Annotated in this window: 19 protein-coding genes and 1 pseudogene; 7 read left to right on the top strand and 13 right to left on the bottom strand. The window is 33.7% G+C overall.

What is annotated here, in order from left to right; genetic code table 11:
• Nucleotides 1-781: 781 nt before the first annotated feature.
• Complete coding sequence (locus PTA89_RS10255) at nt 782-1,537, top strand: replication initiation factor domain-containing protein (protein WP_301207687.1); 756 nt, start codon at nt 782-784, stop codon at nt 1,535-1,537.
• A gap of 314 nt (nt 1,538-1,851) precedes the next feature.
• Here PTA89_RS10255 and tet(L) read toward each other — a convergent pair whose 3' ends face one another.
• The 9 genes and pseudogenes from tet(L) to PTA89_RS10215 all read right to left on the bottom strand — a co-directional run bounded on the left by tet(L) (nt 1,852) and on the right by PTA89_RS10215 (nt 9,723).
• On the bottom strand, nt 1,852-3,228 hold the full coding sequence (gene tet(L) / locus PTA89_RS10250; RefSeq protein WP_324177532.1) for a tetracycline efflux MFS transporter Tet(L): 1,377 nt from the start codon (nt 3,226-3,228) through the stop codon (nt 1,852-1,854).
• Between the two features lie 33 nt (nt 3,229-3,261).
• Nucleotides 3,262-3,324 (bottom strand): annotated as a pseudogene (locus tag PTA89_RS10295) (tetracycline resistance efflux system leader peptide).
• A gap of 97 nt (nt 3,325-3,421) precedes the next feature.
• Nucleotides 3,422-5,347 (bottom strand): tetracycline resistance ribosomal protection protein Tet(M), encoded by a 1,926-nt coding sequence (gene tet(M), locus PTA89_RS10245; RefSeq protein WP_160994164.1) that lies wholly within the window; start codon nt 5,345-5,347, stop codon nt 3,422-3,424.
• A 367-nt stretch (nt 5,348-5,714) separates the two neighbouring features.
• Complete coding sequence (locus PTA89_RS10240; protein WP_001129922.1) at nt 5,715-6,089, bottom strand: TnpV protein; 375 nt, start codon at nt 6,087-6,089, stop codon at nt 5,715-5,717.
• Between the two features lie 162 nt (nt 6,090-6,251).
• Nucleotides 6,252-7,082: a bacitracin resistance undecaprenyl-diphosphatase BcrD gene (gene bcrD, locus PTA89_RS10235; protein WP_324177531.1), complete on the bottom strand. Its 831-nt coding sequence runs from the start codon at nt 7,080-7,082 to the stop codon at nt 6,252-6,254.
• Nucleotides 7,082-7,831, bottom strand: coding sequence for an ABC transporter permease (locus PTA89_RS10230; protein WP_018368563.1), 750 nt, complete (start codon nt 7,829-7,831; stop codon nt 7,082-7,084). Before PTA89_RS10230 ends, bcrD begins: the two co-directional genes overlap by 1 nt.
• Nucleotides 7,824-8,741: a bacitracin ABC transporter ATP-binding protein BcrA gene (gene bcrA, locus PTA89_RS10225; protein WP_081538464.1), complete on the bottom strand. Its 918-nt coding sequence runs from the start codon at nt 8,739-8,741 to the stop codon at nt 7,824-7,826. The genes PTA89_RS10230 and bcrA overlap by 8 nt, the downstream gene beginning before the upstream one ends.
• 180 nt (nt 8,742-8,921) lie before the next feature.
• Nucleotides 8,922-9,536: a bacitracin resistance transcriptional activator BcrR gene (bcrR, locus tag PTA89_RS10220; RefSeq protein WP_081538463.1), complete on the bottom strand. Its 615-nt coding sequence runs from the start codon at nt 9,534-9,536 to the stop codon at nt 8,922-8,924.
• Complete coding sequence (locus PTA89_RS10215) at nt 9,526-9,723, bottom strand: helix-turn-helix domain-containing protein (RefSeq protein WP_000384569.1); 198 nt, start codon at nt 9,721-9,723, stop codon at nt 9,526-9,528. Before PTA89_RS10215 ends, bcrR begins: the two co-directional genes overlap by 11 nt.
• Nucleotides 9,724-10,148: 425 nt before the next feature.
• On the opposite strand from PTA89_RS10215, the gene PTA89_RS10210 reads away from it, so the two are divergent.
• From PTA89_RS10210 to PTA89_RS10200, 3 genes are all read left to right on the top strand, one after another.
• Nucleotides 10,149-10,718 carry a recombinase family protein gene (locus PTA89_RS10210; protein WP_003711238.1) on the top strand — a complete coding sequence of 190 codons (570 nt, stop codon included), beginning with the start codon at nt 10,149-10,151 and terminating at the stop codon, nt 10,716-10,718.
• Nucleotides 10,719-10,731: 13 nt separating this feature from the next.
• Entirely contained in the window at nt 10,732-11,034 is a 303-nt protein-coding gene (locus PTA89_RS10205) for a hypothetical protein (RefSeq protein WP_003711239.1), read from the top strand.
• A gap of 246 nt (nt 11,035-11,280) precedes the next feature.
• Nucleotides 11,281-11,778: a hypothetical protein gene (locus tag PTA89_RS10200; RefSeq protein ID WP_003711240.1), complete on the top strand. Its 498-nt coding sequence runs from the start codon at nt 11,281-11,283 to the stop codon at nt 11,776-11,778.
• Nucleotides 11,779-11,865: 87 nt separating this feature from the next.
• On the opposite strand, the gene tnpA is transcribed toward PTA89_RS10200, so the two are convergent.
• On the bottom strand, nt 11,866-12,306 hold the full coding sequence (tnpA, locus tag PTA89_RS10195) for an IS200/IS605 family transposase (protein WP_003710828.1): 441 nt from the start codon (nt 12,304-12,306) through the stop codon (nt 11,866-11,868).
• 65 nt (nt 12,307-12,371) lie between these two features.
• Between tnpA and PTA89_RS10190 the strand changes: the two genes are divergently transcribed.
• Together PTA89_RS10190 and PTA89_RS10185 are read left to right on the top strand one after the other, a co-directional pair.
• Nucleotides 12,372-13,769: an RNA-guided endonuclease TnpB family protein gene (locus PTA89_RS10190; protein WP_003711234.1), complete on the top strand. Its 1,398-nt coding sequence runs from the start codon at nt 12,372-12,374 to the stop codon at nt 13,767-13,769.
• A 1,635-nt stretch (nt 13,770-15,404) separates the two neighbouring features.
• Nucleotides 15,405-16,613, top strand: a complete 1,209-nt coding sequence (locus PTA89_RS10185; protein WP_003711243.1) for a RepB family plasmid replication initiator protein — start codon at nt 15,405-15,407, stop codon at nt 16,611-16,613.
• A 2,603-nt stretch (nt 16,614-19,216) separates the two neighbouring features.
• Here PTA89_RS10185 and PTA89_RS10180 read toward each other — a convergent pair.
• Complete coding sequence (locus tag PTA89_RS10180; RefSeq protein WP_087449166.1) at nt 19,217-20,437, bottom strand: RNA-guided endonuclease TnpB family protein; 1,221 nt, start codon at nt 20,435-20,437, stop codon at nt 19,217-19,219.
• A gap of 216 nt (nt 20,438-20,653) precedes the next feature.
• On the opposite strand from PTA89_RS10180, the gene PTA89_RS10175 reads away from it, so the two are divergent.
• Nucleotides 20,654-20,929 (top strand): hypothetical protein, encoded by a 276-nt coding sequence (locus PTA89_RS10175; protein WP_003710983.1) that lies wholly within the window; start codon nt 20,654-20,656, stop codon nt 20,927-20,929.
• A gap of 45 nt (nt 20,930-20,974) precedes the next feature.
• Here the strand turns inward: PTA89_RS10175 and PTA89_RS10170 are convergent, their stop codons facing one another.
• Nucleotides 20,975-21,139, bottom strand: coding sequence for a hypothetical protein (locus tag PTA89_RS10170; protein WP_155762323.1), 165 nt, complete (start codon nt 21,137-21,139; stop codon nt 20,975-20,977).
• 15 nt (nt 21,140-21,154) lie between these two features.
• Entirely contained in the window at nt 21,155-21,670 is a 516-nt protein-coding gene (locus PTA89_RS10165; RefSeq protein WP_003710985.1) for a hypothetical protein, read from the bottom strand.

The raw sequence follows: 21,670 nt of genomic DNA, 5'->3' as shown, positions 1-21,670 counted from the left end.
TTTCTTACTCCTTTCTAAAGCGACTATTAAATGTTATATTGTAACCGCTTGTATTATAACAAAAGAAACCATTCTTATAAAATAAAAGCTATTAAATCAAGGTTTCTAAGGCGTGTTTACAACGGTTTTAATGGTTTATTATCCAGATTCAACTTGAACGCTTGCTTAGAATGCGTCTGACAAACAAAAAAGAGCGGTTTTTATCCCGCTCCCAATTAACGACGTCGTACTACTTCTGAGTTGGTTAGACTCTTTGTACAATGTGTAATTATTTTCCTAAGACTAATTATAACACAATAACTGGTATGTTAGAATTATTTATGTGCAATGCTAAGGCTGGTAACCTTAAGACGCACAGAGAGGAGGTATCCTCTTTTGAAAATCTTTGTAGTTATTTTCCTCGTGCCTAATAAGCACGTTAAAAAGTTAATTAAAAAGGCTATTAAATGTCTGCTTAATTGGTTAGAAGATTAATTTCTGAAAGCTAGTTACCGGCAGGAGATGGTTGTTTCAGCGGTTCTCTTTTGAGAGTCGCTGTTTTTTTTATGCTTTAAATTGCATGGTTGTAGATTAACTAGAGTTCTAGCAAAAGCGTAGCGACCCAATATCTTGCTGAACCACAATTTGCTAGAACTGCAATTTTAATCTAGTTAAAAAATAGAGAAATTATTTTAGTAATTAAGTTGATGAGCTTTATAAGTTTTTTTTATTTTTTTTATTTGCGCACGCCTTAAAAAGATACATTTATATGTATACATTCTATTACATTAGGGAAAAAGAGATGCCTGTTACATCAACGATTAAGCAGACATTACAGACATCAATTGACTGGCTAGAATTTACGATTTTTCAGTTGAGCTATGAAGATGTTATTGAACGTATTTTACAGTTAAAAATAGAAGATTTCGCAGATCTAAGTAAAGGGAAATTTGGCTATAATGCGCAGACCAAGTGGGGCAATGGAAACCTGTTTGTTCTGTTTAACCAAGTTGATGATGAACCATGTATTAATCATATGGGTGTACATGTGATATTATCTGGGACTGGATGTAGAGCGTATGAAAGTCAGAAATCATTGTATACATTGATTAATGTCTTGGTAGCTCTAGAGAATCAAGCAAAACTCAGTCGCATAGACTTGGCCATTGATGACTTTAAGGACGAATTAATTAAGTTTAGTCGTATCAGAAAAGCAGCATTAAGGTCTGAATTTACGTCACGCTGGAATAAGTGGGACGAATTGAACAGCCGAAGTACTGGGGACGGTAAGCTACTAGGTCAAACAATGTATTTTGGCTCTCAAACATCTGATATTTTTTGCCGGATATACGACAAAGCACTGGAGCAAAAATGCAAAGTAAAGTATAACACACTATACTTTATATTCATAAAGTGTGTGCTCTGCGAGGCTGTCGGCAGTGCCGACCAAAACCATAAAACCTTTAAGACCTTTCTTTTTTTTACGAGAAAAAAGAAACAAAAAAACCTGCCCTCTGCCACCTCAGCAAAGGGGGGTTTTGCTCTCGTGCTCGTTTAAAAATCAGCAAGGGACAGGTAGTATTTTTTGAGAAGATCACTCAAAAAATCTCCACCTTTAAACCCTTGCCAATTTTTATTTTGTCCGTTTTGTCTAGCTTACCGAAAGCCAGACTCAGCAAGAATAAAATTTTTATTGTCTTTCGGTTTTCTAGTGTAACGGACAAAACCACTCAAAATAAAAAAGATACAAGAGAGGTCTCTCGTATCTTTTATTCAGCAATCGCGCCCTTTAATGGAACAAAAAGATTTGAATTCCTGTTATAAAAAAAGGATCAATTTTGAACTCTCTCCCAAAGTTGATCCCTTAACGATTTAGAAATCCCTTTGAGAATGTTTATATACATTCAAGATAACCAGCCAACTAATGACAATGATTCCTGAAAAAAGTAATAACAAATTACTATACAGATAAGTTGACTGATCAACTTCCATAGGTAACAACCTTTGATCAAGTAAGGGTATGGATAATAAACCACCTACAATTGCAATACCTGTTCCCTCTGATAAAAAGCTGGTAAAGTTAAGCAAACTCATTCCAGCACCAGCTTCCTGCTGTTTCAAGCTACTTGAAACAATTGTTGATATAACTGTTTTGGTGAACGAAAGCCCACCTAAAACAAATACGATTATAATTGTCATGAACCATGATGTTGTTTCTAAAAGAAAGGAAGCAGTTAAAAAGCTAACAGAAAGAAATGTAACTCCGATGTTTAACACGTATAAAGGACCTCTTCTATCAACAAGTATCCCACCAATGTAGCCGAAAATAATGACACTCATTGTTCCAGGGGAAATAATTACACTTCCGATTTCGGCAGTACTTAGCTGGTAAACATCTTTCATCATATAAGGAACCATAGAGACAAACCCTGCTACTGTTCCAAATATAATTCCCCCACAAAGAACTCCAATCATAAAAGGTATATTTTTCCCTAATCCGGGATCAACAAAAGGATCTGTTACTTTCCTGATATGTTTTACAAATATCAGGAATGACAGCACGCTAACGATAAGAAAAGAAATGCTATACGATGTTGTAAACAACATAAAAAATACAATGCCTACAGACATTAGTATAATTCCTTTGATATCAAAATGACCTTTTATCCTTACTTCTTTCTTTAATAATTTCATAAGAAACGGAACAGTGATAATTGTTATCATAGGAATGAGTAGAAGATAGTACCAATGAATATAATGGGCTATCATTCCACCAATCGCTGGACCGACTCCTTCTCCCATGGCTACTATCGATCCAATAAGACCAAATGCTTTACCCCTATTTTCCATTGGAATATAGCGCGCAACTACAACCATTACGAGTGCTGGAAATGCAGCTGCACCAGCCCCTTGAATAAAACGAGCCATAATAAGTAAGGAAAAGAAAGAATGGCCAATAAACCCAATTAACGACCCGAAACAATTTATTATAATTCCAAATAGGAGTAACCTTTTGATGCCTAATTGATCAGATAGCTTTCCATATACAGCTGTTCCAATGGAAAAGGTTAACATAAAGGCTGTGTTCACCCAGTTTGTACTCGCAGGTGGTTTATTAAAATAATTTGCAATATCAGGTAATGAGACGTTCAAAACCATTTCATTTAATACGCTAAAAAAAGATAAAATGCAAAGCCAAATTAAAATTTGGTTGTGTCGTAAATTCGATTGTGAATAGGATGTATTCATATTTCAACCTCCAATAATGAGGGCAGACGTAGTTTATAGGGTTAATGATACGCTTCCCTCTTTTAATTGAACCCTGTTACATTCATTTCACTTCATAATTAATTCCTCCTTTACACTTTAATTCAAATCTTTATTAAAAAATATTTCATCTTATTTAACAAGAAACCATATTTATATAACAACATAAAATACACTAAGTTATTTTATTGAACATATATCGTACTTTATCTATCCGACTATTTGGACGACGGGGCTGGCAAACAGGTTCACCGGTAGTAACATGGTACCCTTTTAACTCTGTTAAACAAACACTACGTCCATTTGTAAAGAAAGTTAAATCACTACGATATTCTTGAATACACCGAGCAGGGATTTCTCCACTAAGAATGACCTCATTATTTTTCAATTGAGTGTCTACGATGTTCGCACAATATTTAGGAGCATCGCTGTATGCTCGTGAAAGATATTCCTGTGGCGCATAAATTTTAAAACTAAGATATGGCTCTAACAATTCTGTTCCAGCTTTTTTTAAGACTTGTTCCAATACAATAGGAGCAAGCATCCGAAAATCTGCTGGGGTACTAACAGGGCTATAGTATAAGCCATACTTAAAACAGATTTTACAATCCGTCACATTCCAACCATATAATCCTTGTTCGCAACCATAGCGTATCCCTTCCATAACTGCATTTTGAAATGATTGATTTAAGTATCCAAGAGAAACCGAGCTCTCATACTGCATTCCACTTCCCAACGGAAGCGGTGATACAGATAAACCAATGGAAGCCCAGAAAGGATTTGGCGGCACTTCGATGTGAATGGTATATTCTGCATTTTTTAACGGTCTCTCCATATAAATGACTGTAGGCTCTTTTAGTTCTATCTCCACATGATACTTTTCTTGCAACAGTGCACTAATCACTTCCATTTGTACTTTCCCTAAGAAAGAAAGTATAATTTCATGTGTCGTAGAATCCACGTAATATCGTAGAAGCGGATCACTATCTGAGATTTCCAAAAGGGCATCAAGCAACATTTCTCTCTGTTCAGGTTTACTCGGTTCAACAGTTGTTTGTAGTAGAGGGTGCGGATTTTCAATCTTTTTTCTCTGTGGCAATAGTTTTGTATCTCCAAGAACACTATTTAACTTCAAAAACTCATTTTGCAAAATAACAATTTCTCCAGAATAAGCTCTATCAATCTTACATAATTCACCATTTATTGAAGTATACATTTCTGTAACTTTTATTTTTTCTTTTTCTGATTCTGATACTCTAACCGAATCTCGTAAATGTAGTACTCCACTATAAAGGCGTATATATGCAAGACGTTGTCTTTTTTTTGTATATTCAATTTTGAAAACATTTCCGCAAAGTTCAGACGGACCTCGATGTGTTGATGAATAAAATTTATTCGTAATCACTTCTATAAGGTTATCAATCCCTATATTGTTTTTTGCACTTCCGTGATAAACAGGGAACAGGGAACAATTATGAAATCTTATGCTTTCCTCTTGTTCGAGTTCCGATGCTTCTAATGATTTACCGGACATATATTTCTCTAAAAGGTCATCGTTTCCCTCTATTACCGTATCCCATTGTTCAGATTCGGTAAAGTTCGTCACACATATATTAGGATACAGTTCTACCTTCTGTTTGATTACAATTTCGGCAGAAAGTTTCTCTTTAATATCCTGATAAACCGTTGATAAATCAATTCCATTTTGGTCAATCTTATTGATAAAAAAGATTGTGGGAATCCCCATTTTCCTAAGTGCATGAAATAATATACGAGTTTGTGCTTGTACGCCATCTTTTGCAGAAATCAGTAGAATTGCCCCATCTAAAACTGATAATGAACGATATACTTCTGCTAAGAAATCCATATGTCCTGGCGTGTCTATGATGTTCACCTTCGTATTTTCCCACTGAAAAGAGGTTATTCCTGTCTGAATTGTAATTCCTCTCTGACGTTCTAAAAGCGTATTATCCGTCCTCGTTGTACCTTTGTCCACGCTTCCTAATTCTGTAATCGCTCCACTGTTATATAATAAGCTTTCTGTTAAGGTAGTTTTTCCTGCATCAACATGAGCTAAAACTCCAATATTAATAATTTTCATGTGATTTTCCTCCTATCAACACCCAAAAAAGGGCATAAAAATACCCAGTGATAAATACTCCTATCACTGGGTAAATAACTCCAATAGCCCCAAAACACTTATATGTTTTCGGGCATAGTAAAATTACATGATAAAAGTATTCTTAAACTGGGTACAAAAAACTAAGCCCCATATTAAAAGTGAAACGGGACTGCTACTTTTTGTTCCCACTATCAAATTGACAGTTTATTTAAGAATACCTTGCCGCATATTTATTAACTCCTTGTATAATATTGAATCTAATTATATTCCTTAACCCTTTATTTGTCAAGCTGACAAACTAAAGCAGAAAAAGCGGCAGGATTTCCCCCTGCCACTAATCATCTGTTTATGCAAAAATAATTTCCTTTTCCACAATCTCCCTCGCACAAGCCCTTATGTTATTGAGGCATCCTGTCCATTCTAAGGCGTTTTCTGCCTTTAGCTGTTCCGTTATGCCCTGTGCCTGTTTCATACCCTCTATGAGCCTTTCAAAGCGTTCCTGTGCCTGTCTGTTGATGTCGGCAAGGTAGGCGTTTAGCCTGCCGCTTGTAAGAAGATTGGTGTATGTAACTTTACGGTACTGTTTTAGATAATCTAAATGCCGTTGCCCCCAGATGCCTATTGCCTGTTCTTCTTCGGCGGGTACAGTTAAGCACGGTATCAAATAATCCCCTTGCCTTTCGTATTTGCCGCCCAGTTCCTCAAATAATGATTTTGCCATTGTCTGTTACCTCCACATTCTTTTTTATTTTGAATGTCCGCAAAATCCGTCCTACATCCGAATGAAGTGCCTTACAATTGTTAGACAAAGTCTAGTGATTGTGAGATGCTTTTTTCTTTTGCCGTCGTGCGGCAGATTATTGCTTATGGAATTGTTTTTCTATCACATTACTGTTATAAGTACAACAAGTATACCAAGCACAATTCGATACCAACCAAACACCTTAAAATCATGTTTTTTGATAAAGTTCATTAGGAATTTAATTACTAAGACAGATACCACAAATGCCACAGTCATACCGAGAACAAGAGTGAGCAGTTCTGCACTTGTAAATTCAAACCCGAATTTTAACAGCTTAAAAGCACTTGCTCCAAGCATAGTAGGTACTGCGAGGAAAAAAGTAAACTCTGCTGCTGCCACTCGTGAAACTCCTATGAGTAAAGCACCTATAATCGTTGCTCCCGACCGTGATGTGCCGGGTATAAGTGATAACACTTGAAATGCCCCTATCAAGATTGCTGTTTTATAGCTGATGTCAGAAAGTGCCATAGTAGTAGGAGTACGCTTTTTATTCCAATTTTCTATGAGAATGAATAACAAACCATAAAAGATTAACATGATTGAAATCACAATGGGGGTTTGGAGGTAAGCATCCAAATAATCATCAAATAGAATCCCCATAATAGCTGACGGTACACAAGCTACCGCAACCTTGAACCACAACGAAAAAGTATCCTTTTTAACAATTGACTGTGCTTTGTTCTTAAATTGAAAGGGAAACATCTTGTTCCAAAACATTACAACCACTGCGAGTATAGCTCCAAGTTGAATAACAACAAAAAACATTTCTTTAAATGCTTCGCTCATATTAAGTGTGATAAATTCGTCCACAAGAATCATATGTCCTGTGCTGCTGATAGGTAGCCACTCAGTAATACCCTCAACAATTCCAAGAAAAATAACTTTTAAAATTTCTATAAAATCAAGTACCATTATTTCAAATCCTCCTTTTTAAAATGATGAAAGGTCATAAGAAAACCAACTGCTGATACAAGAATAATAATAGATACAGACAGCAGTGTAGGATAGCCGGTACTCTGAAGTTTACCCTGCACCAAGAAATAGGTGGCTGTCCACGGATACAACGCTCCCCATTCTTGATTTGAAAGTGCGGCACTTCCCATGACAATCACGGCAGAGCCAATCATCGGGGCGACAAATCCTTTTGTTTTCATAGCAACAAACACAAAAGGAGAAACTGTTAAAAACATCAGGATACTGCCAAACAAAAACTTGGGGAGCCATACTATTGCCACTAGTAAGCTATATCCCTCCAATGTAAAGACAGCGTCATATAGCCCACAAACGATAAATATACCTGCCCATGTTACAAGGGTTAGCATAACAATCCAAAGAAGCAGGGTGCAAAATTTTCCAATTAATAGTTTTGTCCTTGAAATGGGTATGGGCAATATGGTTTTGAGGGTGCTTTCTGTGTACTCTCTGCTAAACAAGTAAGCTGCAATTGCCACATATATCATCATGTTTACCAGCAGCATGATATACAGTACACTGTCGCTGTATATGTCAGACAAGGTAAAGATAATCTCCGGCTTATCAAAATGTGTTTGCAAGGCTTCTATTAACATCAAAAGTGGGGTAGATAATACCCCTGCCACACTAATTAGCACCATTTTTGAACGCTTTAGTTTTAATAATTCACAAGAAATAAGATTAAGCAATACCGCCACCTCCAATCAGTTTAGAAAAGTAGTCCTCTAAGTTTTCCTCACTATCATTTATCCTTGTCACGAGCAGTCCATTTCGTGCAAATTCTCGATTGATTTCTCCAACACTTTGGCTAAAGTCATAAATTCTCACCGTACCGTCCTGCACTGTAAAATCCGTCATGTGGTAGTGGTTTTCTAAAATCTTTCCGGCTATCTCACTGTCAGATAAATCAAATTGAATGTATTTTCGATTCCTTTTGTGAAGCTCGGATATATTCACTTCCTCTACTAAATGCCCCTCGTGCATAACGCCGATAATATCTGCTATCTGTTCAATCTCGCTTAAAACATGGCTTGAGATAAAAATGGTAATGCCATGATTGTGACTAAGTTCAGATAAAAATGAGCGTATTTCAACTATTCCAATGGGGTCAAGTCCGTTAATCGGTTCGTCAAGTATTAAAAGCTCCGGCTCGTGCATAATGGCGGCGGCAATACCAAGCCGTTGCTTCATTCCGAGGGAATAATCGGAAAAGACTTTTCTTTTCTCCTTATGTAGCCCCATAACTTCAAGAGCTTTTTCTACTCCACTTTTAGATACTCCCCCTCGCAGTTTAGCGAGAATTTGCAAATTCTCATACCCTGTTAAATTACTGTAAAATCCCGGTGTTTCGATAATAGAGCCTACTTTGCTATAAAGGGTATGGATATTTTCCTTATAGTTTGTGCCAAACAAGCGTACCGTTCCCTCCGTTGGGAAAGCAAGCTGCAACATCATTTTCATTGTTGTGGTTTTGCCTGCTCCGTTTCTGCCGAGCAAACCATAAATTTTGCCCTTTGGCACATGAAGATTTACCTTATCGACAACGGTGGCTGTTCCGTATCGCTTCGTAAGATTTTCTGTTTCAATGATATAATCCATATTTGATTCTCCTTTCCGTGGGTTGCTGTTCTTGTTTTCGCTGACCACAATCTTATTATCCACGAGTATTGCATAGAAGCTAAGAAATCTACCGTCACAATGCCGACACAATAGATGTCAGCACGAAAAAAGCTCCGACACTTATCGTGTCAGAGCCTATTTTAAAGGGTTTATGGCATTTTACTTTGTTTGGGTTTGCTTTATCCAGACAAATATTTTAGCAACAAATAGCAGAAACATAAGGGCGGTTACATAGGGTTGTCTTGTCGCAGCGAAGAAGCAGATAAAAAGCGTACTCAGCACGAGAGAGCATTTTGTGATTATGTTGCTCCATGATTCCTTTTCAAAACAAACACACATCAGTTTCGCTATCCCAAGTGCAATCAAAACAATAAAAATAATCCAATAGATTGCAAGATATATTGGGGTAGTGTCTGTAAATGAAAGTAGATTGACAGAATAAATATATCCGTCAACAAGGTTACCATACAACGGCAAAAGTATAAAAGTAACCGCCATCATATCTAATATTCCATAAATGAAACTGTAAATTTTTTTCAAGTTGGAACGATTTTCAGTTTCGGCAAGTGTAATCAGTTCTTCGCCCGATAGCAGTTCATCTATGGTCACAGAAAAGAATTTAGAAATACACTTGAGCGACTCAATGTTAGGGTAACCCTTGCCGCTTTCCCATTTTGAAATGGCTGTTCTTGATACATATAATTGCTCCGCAAGTTGTTCCTGCGTTAAGTTCTTTCCAGTCCTAAGCTGTTGTAGCTTTTCATTAAATTCCATGATTCTCCTCCTGTTTGTTCCTTGTTTTCATACGTCCATCAACGGGTTTTTCTGCATCTTTTGGTATCATCCATGCACGACCAAATTTTTCAGTTCCGTCAATGCGATTTTCCTCACATAATTTTTGTATCCGTCTTTCCGATATGCCCCATTTTTCAGAAGCGGCTTTCACAGAAATGTAATCCATAATATCAGCTTTCTTTCGCAAAGAGTATCTAATTATTATATACGGAATGACGAATAATAGAAAGTTTCTCTCCACTAATACGAAATTATACACTACTAAACATAAAATCATACTTCGTTCAAATATCATCACCCGAAATGTACAATGATATAGGGTGATATTAAAAAAAATCAAGTCATCTGCATTACGTCGGTGTCTCAATGCTCGGGCTACACTTCTGTTGGAAGTTCCGCTTTCCTGCGCTTGAGCCACCTCCTCCATTTGATGACTTGATTTTTTTGTGTGTCGCAATTACTGATATATTCTCCCTCCTTTCTGACGTTGTTCAAAAACTGTCAACAGATTGAATACACCCAATATAGTGATATAATAATATTTGTAATGTATTCAGAAAATTATAGTCAAAAAAGAAATGGAGAATATTTATGATTTTTGGTTATGCTCGAGTTTCAACTCCCCAACAAAGCCTCGATGAACAAATCGAAAAATTGAGGCGTGCAGGTGCTGAGAAAATCTACTATGAAAAATTTACTGGTCGAACTAATAAACGACCTGAATTTCAAAAATTAAAGAAACGACTGTTACCAGGAGATGAATTAATTGTAACTAGGTTAGATCGTCTCGGACGCAAAACAAGCGAAACAACTAAATTCCTGGATGAATGTTTCAAACGTGATATAACAGTCAATGTTCTTAATATGGGACGTTTAGACGATTCTGCCGGTGGCAAATTGATGCGCAATGTAGTCCTAGCCTTCGCAGAATTTGAGCGTGATATGATTGTTACGAGAACCCAGGAAGGCAAGAAATACGCTAAATTGCATAATAAAAATTATCGTGAAGGACGTCCTAAACGGGTTATAACACCGAAATATAGAATGATATATGAGTATAAGACTTCTGGCCACTCATATACAGAAACTGCTAAGGCATTTGAAATTTCAAAATCCACTATTCAAAGGATAGTAAAGCAAGTGGAAAGTGAAGAACAGTAAAAGGAGTGATAGAATGACAAAACTTGATAAATTAATGGAAGATAATCAATTAACAGCAAGCCCCCTATTTTCAAATCAAGGAATCATGCCTGAATTGATAGATAGAGCCATGAAAGATAGTAATTTGAGTTATACATCTAAGGGGATATTGCTTGATTTAGTTAGATTTAATCAATCTGGAGCTACTAGCAACAAATTTGATCCAGATATACTCTATGCTATTAACAACAGCAAACTTGATGATAAGGAGCTTATAAAAAATGCCCTATCGGAATTGGAGAAGGGCGGCTACTTAACTCCCCTATCTAGTAAGTAACAATGTTATATCACAAAATAACACAGTTACAATATGTTATATAATGTATTATGCTTAATATCAGCAATTTATACATTAAAACATTTCACATCTTATTACATTTGATATAACTCGGTATAACGATAAAATAAGTTGAAATATTATGCTTATATATTTCATTCGTTATATAATGAAAATAACTCGTTATAATAATGTTATATGTATGCATTGATATATAGGTAATATAAATCTAACAGGGGTAATATTATGGAATATACTAGAAAGAAAATTGCAGAAGAAGCACAAGTTTCACCACAAAAGGTTTTTAGATACATAAAAGCTCATAATGTTGAGCCAACAAAAAGAGTAGGTCGCACTGATTATTTCTCAGAAGATGATGCTCATGAAATGCTGACGTTTTTTGCAGAAGAAAAGAAAGAGAGAGAAGTTAATCAAACTTCATCCGACGACTCTATCAGTAAAGATGAGTATATAACGACATTAAAGGCCCAAGTACAAGATTTACAAAAAAGACTTGATTCAAAAGAAGATGAGGTCTCCGAGTTACATAGGCTGCTGTCACAAGAGCAGCAATTAGCTAGAACGGAACAATCTAAGCGTTTAGAGCTTGAAGCAACTAACACAAAGCTCATAGAAGCGAATACAGACGTTCTAAATGAGAAAGATACAAAGATACAGGAACTAGAGAAAAAACTCTTAGAAGAGAAAAATAAGGGCTTCTGGTCGAGATTATTTGGAAGGTAAATATATGGCAATAAGTAAAATTGATTTTGATTAGAAAACGGGCGCAAACCTCTGATTTCAATCAGGGGTCAAGCCCGCTAAACTAACTTATCTATTTTTACCATAGTAGCCTTTAAGCTGTCTTCTCATAGCTTCTGTATATTGAGATTCAATATATTTTTCTACGACTTCTTTACTCATATCCCCTAGAGTACCCATGTAATAGCTAGGAGACCATAGGTGTCCACCCCATAATAATTGTTTAGTTTCAGGATATTGTTTAAACCATATTCTAGCTGACGCTCCTTTAAGATTTTTAACAATATTAGATGGAGCATATTTAGGCTTAAAAGAAATTAACATATGTACATGGTCTGGCATAACCTCTAACTGACTAACAGTTACTTCTGAAATAGTTGCTTGTCGTTGTAAAATAGCTTTCATAGTGTTCACTTTCTCTTGAGTGTCAAATATTTTTCTTCGGTATTTAGTAACGAAAACTAAGTGAAAATTGAAGTTATAAACGTATCCCTCTTCATGTATAATCATTTACATACCACCCTTTTAATATTATAATAATTATAACATATATTTCTCGAAAGGAGGTTACATGAATGGTTAAAAAGAAGAGTAATAAATTTGGATATACAAGACAATATCATATTTCTTTAAGTTATCAACAAATAGAATTGTATGAAAAAGCAATAAAAATACAAAATGAGTTATATCAATTTACATTGAAATACTTATATAAGACCTATGGTCGTAAACATATTGGTAGACCTTTACCTTTTGGACAAGGAATAAACTACCTTAATAATAAAATTAAGGCAATGTTTATTAAAGAAAAATACGACTTAAAACGCTGGAATGCTAAGAAACTAGGATTATCTTCTCATGCCGCAGATGAATTTTTAAAGACAATCTTCACTAATTTTTCTCAGTATCGTAAGAGATTGGAACAAGCAGGGCGAATGTCAGATGTTGAAAAATATAATCTTAGAATGAATATTACTAAAGATAAAAACGGTAAGCACAAAAATCCTAAACACCGTTCATGGTATCGTAAGGGTTCAATGAACTTTCTACGAAATAATAACTCGTTTAGGACAATTACTTCACAAAAATTGCCTAATGGCAATACAAAATTGGTTTCGCCACACCATTTAAATGTAGCCGATTTTGGAGAAATAATAGTATTTGAGAATTTAAAGAATATTAATTTTGAAGAGATAGCTTTAACTAAGATTAAAAGATTACCAGATAATACATTTAGACTACAAATAACTTTTACTCGTGAGAAGAAACGTATTTTTCAAAATAAAGTTGTTGGTGCAGATTGGAACATGTTTAAAAATGAAGTATTTAGGACTTCTGAAAACAAAGTAATAGCTATTCCTAAAAAAGTAATAGAAAAAGTAGGTAAAATAGAATTTAAAAAAGATAAAATAAAGTCACTAAGAGATAATGAATACAATAAACATGGTAAAACAGATTTATGGAGAAGGTATCATCGTAAACAAGCAAAGCTAAGTGCTAAAAAAGCTAATATCCTAACTGAAACATATAGAGGATTAGTACACGAATTAGTCGATGACTACGATACTATCATCATCGAAAAAATAGATGCTTTTGAGATGAGAAAACGTAATTTGTCAATGAATAAAACACAGAATACAGGTAAGAATAAGCGATTAGCTTTAATCAAACCTTATGAATTATCAAAAATTATAGAGTCGTTAGTAAACAAGCAAAATAAAACTCTTATTAAAGTGGATCCATATAAAACGAGCCAAGTAGAATATGGGACTAAATACGAGTCAAAACACGAGTTAAAAGAAGTTAATGAAGATGGTAAACGTATATATGTTTCAGCATATACTGGTAAAGAGGTAGATAGAGATTATAATGCAGCTTTAAATATCAAAGAATGGGGTTTATACCCAGAAAAACATGCAAAACTAAGAGATTATCCTAAATTAAAAGCAAATAACTTAGTTGAAATAATTTAAAAAACGAAGTTTTTAGGAAACGGAACAAATCCTACCGAACTAATAGCACGAAATTATGCGTAATACCTTGAGCGAGTCAAAACAGGTACGATAATTAGTGAAGATTATCTTTAGTATAATGGTGGTATTTCCAGTCATTATAACTAGGTTCGGAGCGTGTACTATGAGTATAGTATACGTAATGTAATCACGTGACGTGATTCCTGTGATTTTAATCACAGGTAGTTCAAATAAATAATTTAAATTACGATAAAAATGGATTTTCAAGGTTAAAGTTATCTGTCATTGAAAATCTAGAGATGCTTATAGGTGATATGGCCAGAGTATCAGAATCTGGTAAATTTAGACATCTGAGTTATGATAGTCTAATTAGGTCTAACAAGGCTATTTTAGCTATTGCTTGTAAGGGTCTTAAATCATTTAGTATTCCAATATCGTTACTGGCTTTGAGACAGGAGAAAATACATATTACAGCTTATAACGTTTTAGAAATTAAACGACAAAACTTAATTACAAAGAAAATTGAAAAATTAAAATAAAAAAAGCGCTGGTATGTCTTACCAACGCTTTTTAGTTACGCTCACAAGTTTTTCCGTTGCTTGCCAACCGGATAATCTAAGATGATTATCATAAAATCACAGGTTTTTCCGTTGCCTGCCAACCGGGTAGCACTTATGTCTACCAATTTCGTAACTTTCTACACTTATATAATAACATTTTATTGTTATTTTGTATATTTTTATGACTAAAGCATTCTCTAAAATTAACATTATTTATTTTGCCGATTATACATAAATCGTATGATAGTATACACTCCAACCATACAGACTGTTGCAATGATAATATCTATTATAACTTCAACGATTGTATCTGACGGTAAGTACCACATTAAAAAGGCATCACAAATAATATATCCAACTAAATAATAAATATCTTCTAAACTCATAATAATCACGTGCTTTCAAAGTATATTTCGAGTAAATTATATCGTGTCAACCAATATTATAATAGTCCTTTTTCTAAAGAAACTAGTAAATAAAAAGTCTAAATAAATATTGTACCTGCATTTATTAAAAGTACTGATATTACAATATATTGATTTATTAAACAACGAGTTAAAACTGTATTTAATAACGAGTTTATTTGAAATAGCTAGCTGAAACTATATTTAATGGCTAGTAGTGCATCTGAGTACTAGCCATTATGTATGTAAATATTGTCTGTATTTTTGTCTATTCTTTATCTTTTTCTTTTATATCTTTTTATCTTTTTCTTTTAGGCGAAAAAAAAGCTTATTAAATCAAGGTTTTTAGGACTGAACTACAGACAACTTTTGCAGTTACTACAGACAACTTTTGCAGTTACTACAGACAACTTTTGCAGTTACTACAGACAACTTTTGCAGTTACTACAGACAACTTTTGCAAACTACAGACAAATTAGTTATATATGTCTGTAGTATTGTGTGGTATTATATTGAATGTAAGATAAATTAGCGTATATAACAATAATACATAAACTACAGACAACTTTTGCAAACTACAGACAAATTATTTTAGTTGTCTATTTTAAGAATAAATAAGACTTAATTGCAGACAAAAATTGTCGTTTTTAATAAAAAGGATGGAAACATAGATGGACTTACAAAATAAAAAAGTCGTCCAAAGTAATACTTTAATTAAGGCTATTGCTAAAATGGATGCACTACCTTTAAAACTGTTTGAACTGGCAGTAGCTAATGTAGACACAAAAGAAAAAGATCCAGAAGTCGAGCTTGAAAAAGACTTGATTAGGACATTTTTGCCGAGAACTAATGCTTTACGACACGATTATCTACAGACAATTATGACAAACTTAATGGATAAAAGTACATTTACAGTAAAGTACACTAAAGAGAACGGAAAGAAAAAGACAGAAATCTTTGCACCATTTTCAAAAATTGAGTTCAGTGAAGATGAATCAACGGTTAAATTATCATTTTCTAATAAAATAATGCCGTATATAACGGAGTTGAAGAAGAACTTTACACAGTACAGAATTGAAGATTTAAGGCACTTTACGTCATCTAATACAATCACTATATACAAGGTATTGATGATGTACTATAACCAATATACTAACTATATAGCTAATGGGAAAAGAACTAAAGAAGAGCTAGAGAGTTTTTTAAATCCAGTTATTGACGTTTCTGAGTTAAAAGCACTGACAGTACAAGGTAAAAAGAGCTATGATCGTTTCTCAGACTTAAAAAAGCGAGTAATTGAACCAGCAATAAAAGAAATTAACGAGCATACTGAATTTAACATTACATACGATACTATTAGGGTCGGCAGAAAGATAGCAAAGATTCAGTTCCATATATCCAATAATTCAACAGAAAAGCTAATAGGGGAACTTACAGCTGAGAAGAAATTATCGCTATCAGACGTCCAAAATTCGCCATATACAGCGTTATTACTTGGAGCAATGATAGTAAATTTCGCAGATGCAAATAATGAATCGCTGATGATGAGCTTAGGGGAAAATGTATATCCTAAGTATGATGTATTCGTAAATAAACACTCATTAGATGACCTACAAAAACATTTGAAGTACGTTAAGGATCATATGAACTCCAAGCCAAATGAACTAGATAAGTATCTAATAAAGGCTCTAGACGACTTTGAAAAGAATAAGGGTAAATATGCCAAAAGAGATAAGAGTAAGCTCAAACAGAAAGAAAAATTACCTGATTGGGCTAAGGATGATACTGCTCAAAAAAATATCCTGACAGAGAAAGGAATACAAAGAAGTAAAGAGATAGATGAACTACTTGAGAAGATTAATAAAGATACTAGTGACTAAAAACTACCTTTGCCATTAAAAATATGTGATAATACTCCTATCAAATTAAAGATAGGGGTATTTTTATGAAATCAATATTTGAACTAACAGTTATATTTCTAGATAGAACTGACTATTCATTACTCCCATAAAAACACCTCAAATTTTAATACGTAGTTTTTTATATAGTCTATAATAACATAAAATATATAAAAAGGTATATAATAGATAACAATATATAGTTAACGTACTTTTTTATATTTTAAAGTGCTATAAACGTTGATATAAAGGTATTTCTTTCCTCCCTAATGTAATAGAATGTATACATATAAATGTATCTTTTTAAGGCGCATGCAAATAAAAAAATAAAATAAAATAAAAAAACTTATAAAGCTCATCAACTTAATTACTAAAATAATTTCTCTATTTTTTAACTAGACTAAACTTGCAGTTCTAGCAAATTGTGGTTCAGCAAGACATTGGGTCGCTCCGCTTATGCTAAAACTCAAGATAATCTACAACCATGCTATTTAAAGCAAAAAAAACAGCGACTCTCAAAGAGAACCGCTGAAATGACTATCTTCCGTTGGTAACCAACTATCAGAACTTAATCATTAAGCCAACTAACCAAGCGTTCAATAGCCTTTTTAATTGCAATTTTACCAGTTCTAATAACTGCGAGAGCTACTAGCTTAGCAAAACGTTTTACGTGCTTGTTAGGCACGATAATGAGTATAATAACGAACTTCACGGAGGATTCCTCCTTTCGTGTCGCTAAGGTTAGTCAAACCTTGCTGAACACAAATAGCATTATAACAAAAAAAATGTTATAATAAGTGTGTAATGAGTATAAATAGCGCTGAACACAGAAGACTAGAATTAGTCACTCTAGTTATTGAACATCGGTGTTAGCTTGGGCGGTTTGGATACCGCCTTTTTTCGTGCTGTCAGACGCATTCTAAGCATGACTTCAAGTCCAAATAAGGCAGTAACTCATTAAATTAGTAAAGATCACGCTTTAGAAACCCTGATTTAATAGCTTTTCTAGCTGATTTATGGTACAATTAAACTTGTAGTAATTAATGATCTACTCTGAAATTACTACATCATAACCACGTAAAAAAAGATAGAGTCGATTAATTTAATCGGCTCTATTTGCTATCTAAAATCAATTTTAAGGCATTTTAAATCATTCTGAGTGTAATTTATTCAAAGGCTGTAAAACGTCAAATAACCCCCTTAATTTTGGTTTAAAGTTATATACAGAAAAAAGATAAAAAAAGCCATAGGTACCTTTGTACGGTTTTTTATTTATATTAATTTTATATTTTTTAAAATACTATAAATTATTCTTAATCATTATTATTATTATTTAGATAAGCTTTAGAGATAATTTTAGTTACATTTTCCCCATTAACATTCCATCTTTGAGCATAATTTTTGAAAAATTGTAATTCATCACGTAATGATTTATTTTCTTCTTCTAAGGTTTTTATTTTTGCCGAACTAATATTATTTTTGATTTTCGATTTTTAAATTTAATTTTGAGCCAAAAAAATTTCTTAAATTCAATTTTTCTTTTTCAAAAAAATTAAACAAAGAAAAAAATCTTCAACCCCACTTAACGAATTTTGAGAATAAAATTTTTGCATCTTCTAAACTGGAGTACAGAGTTAAAGAGCATAAGAGAAAATGGTCCCACAGGTGCGTGGGAGCCGATAGTATCGGCGTTTTCTTAGGGACTTAATTTTCTCGTGTGTAACACACTATACTAACTAATACAACACAGTTGTAACACAACTTGTAGCACACTTATATCACGTGCCACATTTGTATCACTTTTCAAAAACTAAAATTTATTTTTTGTGGGACAAACGTCTTACAATTATTTTTCTTCCAGTTTCCTTTTTTCTTACGAAAAAAACTGGAAGAAAAATTTTCTCTGCTATATAAATATTATAAAAATAAAAAAAGAGCTTAAAAAACTAAGCTCCTCAAAAAACATTAAAAAAATTTGGTCGTCACAAATATGATGGCTATTTTTTATAGCATTTTAAAAATGTTTAACAAATGTTTTACGTAAAATAAGCGTAAAACAAAGTGTAAATTAGTTGTAAAACAAGTGTTAAATAGCTGTGTAACAAGCGAGAAAATTTGGTCATTGAGAGAATGCCGACACTGTCGGCTCATCCGCCTACGGATGACCATTCTCACTTATGCTCTTTAGCTTAGTTGTACAGAATGCAGAGCTTCGTTTTACAACTTAGCTAAATGATTTTGTAGTTTTGCTTCTTTCGTTTCGTTTTTCAAAAAATAAAAAAGAGCTTATTTTCGAGCTCTTAAAAATTATTCTATCCAGTTCACATAATTTTTTACTTCGTTATTCCAGAGAAAAATAATTTTTTCTGTTTCAGCAGCAGAAGTATTTTCTCCTTGAACTACCTGTGATTAAAATTACAGGTAGTTCAAGATAGGAAAGATGAAATCAGTCAACTGCCCCAGTCTAAAGACATGGGGCTTGTAGCTCACGACCTTACGGTCAGTGGTAATAGCGCAACTTCGTTGCTCCCACACTATACGTGGCTACATTTGGGTGGTTGACAACACCCTAGATTACCAACATGTCAGTCGGTAACGTTAGTTAATTCAAATTTAGGATTTTCAATTCCAGAAATATATTGCTTACCTAATTCGTACAAGTTCATAGCTCCAACACGGTCATCATTAGTTTTAAACCCACAGAAAACACAGTCATATCTATGTATTCTATGATTACGATTTTCTTTTCTAATTTGACCGCATTTAGGGCATCTTTGGCTAGTGTATTTAGCTGATACAATCAAGACTTGGCTTTGGCTTTTACGTGCTTTATAAGCTAATTTAGTTTGTAAATCATAAAAAGCCCATGAATGTAATTCTCTAGTTTGATTCTTGTTAGAATTAGTTTTTTCAAAAGTAACTCCAGATAAATCTTCCAAAACGAACAAGCTATTTTGACCGTAAGTGTCAACAAGTGTCTTAGATAGGCAATGGTTAACATCACTTATCCAACGGTTCTCTTTTTGACTTAGTCTTTTTAGTTTTCGCTTGGCAGATTTAGTTCCTTTACTTTGGAGTTGACTACGTAAATAGGCATACTTTCTACGTTTATAAGCAATAGCTTTACCATTTTTAAAACTGGTTTTACCTTTTTCGTCATAGCTAGTAACAATTTGTCTTAATCCACGATCAAGACCGATAATGTGTTGATTATGTTCTTTTTCCCAGTCATCAGTTTCAATGGTAACTGGAATGTGTAAAAACCAATGTTTTTTAAGCTGAACTAACTTAGCTGTACCTAGTTTGTAATTAGGATCAAAAAAGTTTAAATAATTGCCATTAAAAGCAACTTTTATTCTTTGTCCTAAGACATTCATAGATATTTTTGAGCCTTGTTCAACAAAAGAATAGTTGATATTACGTACATAATCAGCTTGTGGACGTGAGAATTTAACTGCTTTATGTAGCCAAGATAAATCACGCTTTTCATGGTACCATTCACCAGTATTTTGGTCTTGATAACGATAAGGACGTTGTTTTAATTGAGTTTCAACAGTCTTGTAACGAGTTTCAACGGTACGGTAGGTAGACTGAACCATGGCTGAATTAATTTCTTTAGATTCAGCACGTAAATAGTGATACATCTCTTTGTTGAATTTTTTACGATTTACCTTACAATCATTATCAAAACACCACTGACTAACAAGGTTACATAAACGTTGATATTCCTTAGTTACGGCTTTAAATTGAGCAACTTGTTCTTGATTAGGATATAAACGTACTTTAGCTGTAATTACTGTTTTCATTTGATTTCACCACCTTTTATCCATATCTTTATTATAATATATCGGATAAAAGAAAGACACAAAATAGCTCCAAAAGGAGCTATTACTAGGACTTATATCCCCTCACTAAAGTAAGGGGGTTTACGCCCATTTGTCAGTGAAAAAGCTCAAGCTAGTAGTCAAGCTGCAGCTCAAAAAGCTAGTGAAAGCCAAGCGCAAGCCAAAAGTGAGGCTAGTTTGAAAGAACAATCAGATAACGATGCCAAAGTCGGTCAACTGAAGAAAGATATTGCTGAATTATCAGATGGCTTTACTCCTGAATATCATATTCCATCCTTACCATCAGAAGAAGTACAGAGATTAAAAGCCAATTTTACTAGAGAACGTTATAATCAATTATTATCAGAACTAGAGCAAATGAAAAAAGAGAAAAAAATAAGCTTTACAGATTATAGCGATATAAGGTTTAGACTAAATCAAATTAATGGCGAATTAAAGGATCAAGGAAAATAAAAAAGGCTATAAACGTTGATTACATAGCGTTTATAGCCTTTTAATCTAATGTTTTTTCTTTTCATAGTAGTATAATAAAGGAATTTCTACCAATTCTATTATTACTGCAAGAGCAAAAATCCAAGTGTGTCCTGATTGGAGATAGTAATTAACAGAAAGTGCAACAACTACCAAAAAACCAAAAAAAGTTTTAATCCAAAAGTATTTCATAGAGTTATCTTCTCTTTAGTTTATAACGTAATAGGACACAGTATTCAAAGACATGGAAGCACCTGATTTATAAACGATTTTTACTCTTTTACCTTGATAATATGCTTGAGTTATAGCATTTTTAAAGTTAGGATTTTGGAATCCACCTAAACCAATAACGGTACCTAAAATAGGATTTTTCGCACCGATAATACCTCCAAGTATAGAACTAGCAAGATTAACATTATTGATATTATTAAAAATCTGACGGACATCACTTTTTGACAGGATTTGAGAGGATGTATATGCAACTGAACGTTCAGTTCTTGGTAAGATATCTACGCCAACTAAAGTTTCAGTAGATGAGATATCCATACTAGAAGCAATAGTTATTGCTTGATTGTAAGTATATCCATTATCTAAAAGCGTATTAACTACTACTTCTTTATTAGTTGAATAGGTATCAGCTTTTACCGAAGTAGTGGCAAAAGATACACAAATAAACGCTAAAAATGCAACAACAAAACTAACGAATTTTGTACTTACTTTCAT

Source organism: Ligilactobacillus salivarius (genome assembly GCF_035231985.1).
In the GTDB taxonomy this organism is placed as follows: domain Bacteria; phylum Bacillota; class Bacilli; order Lactobacillales; family Lactobacillaceae; genus Ligilactobacillus; species Ligilactobacillus salivarius.
The sequence above is the reverse complement of the archived record's forward strand: the minus strand, read 5'-3'. Positions and strand labels throughout refer to the sequence as shown.

Bases quoted from the DNA above. Each gene is read 5' to 3' on its own strand.
- PTA89_RS10215 (WP_000384569.1), bottom strand. From the start codon at position 9,723: ATGGATTACATTTCTGTGAAAGCCGCTTCTGAAAAATGGGGCATATCG.
- PTA89_RS10180 (WP_087449166.1), bottom strand. From the start codon at position 20,437: ATGAAAACAGTAATTACAGCTAAAGTACGTTTATATCCTAATCAAGAA.
- PTA89_RS10210 (WP_003711238.1), top strand. From the start codon at position 10,149: ATGATTTTTGGTTATGCTCGAGTTTCAACTCCCCAACAAAGCCTCGAT.
- PTA89_RS10200 (WP_003711240.1), top strand. From the start codon at position 11,281: ATGGAATATACTAGAAAGAAAATTGCAGAAGAAGCACAAGTTTCACCA.
- PTA89_RS10165 (WP_003710985.1), bottom strand. From the start codon at position 21,670: ATGAAAGTAAGTACAAAATTCGTTAGTTTTGTTGTTGCATTTTTAGCG.
- bcrR (WP_081538463.1), bottom strand. From the start codon at position 9,536: ATGGAATTTAATGAAAAGCTACAACAGCTTAGGACTGGAAAGAACTTA.
- PTA89_RS10255 (WP_301207687.1), top strand. From the start codon at position 782: ATGCCTGTTACATCAACGATTAAGCAGACATTACAGACATCAATTGAC.
- tnpA (WP_003710828.1), bottom strand. From the start codon at position 12,306: ATGATTATACATGAAGAGGGATACGTTTATAACTTCAATTTTCACTTA.
- PTA89_RS10240 (WP_001129922.1), bottom strand. From the start codon at position 6,089: ATGGCAAAATCATTATTTGAGGAACTGGGCGGCAAATACGAAAGGCAA.
- PTA89_RS10170 (WP_155762323.1), bottom strand. From the start codon at position 21,139: ATGAAATACTTTTGGATTAAAACTTTTTTTGGTTTTTTGGTAGTTGTT.
- bcrA (WP_081538464.1), bottom strand. From the start codon at position 8,741: ATGGATTATATCATTGAAACAGAAAATCTTACGAAGCGATACGGAACA.
- PTA89_RS10190 (WP_003711234.1), top strand. From the start codon at position 12,372: ATGGTTAAAAAGAAGAGTAATAAATTTGGATATACAAGACAATATCAT.
- PTA89_RS10205 (WP_003711239.1), top strand. From the start codon at position 10,732: ATGACAAAACTTGATAAATTAATGGAAGATAATCAATTAACAGCAAGC.
- bcrD (WP_324177531.1), bottom strand. From the start codon at position 7,082: ATGGTACTTGATTTTATAGAAATTTTAAAAGTTATTTTTCTTGGAATT.
- PTA89_RS10185 (WP_003711243.1), top strand. From the start codon at position 15,405: ATGGACTTACAAAATAAAAAAGTCGTCCAAAGTAATACTTTAATTAAG.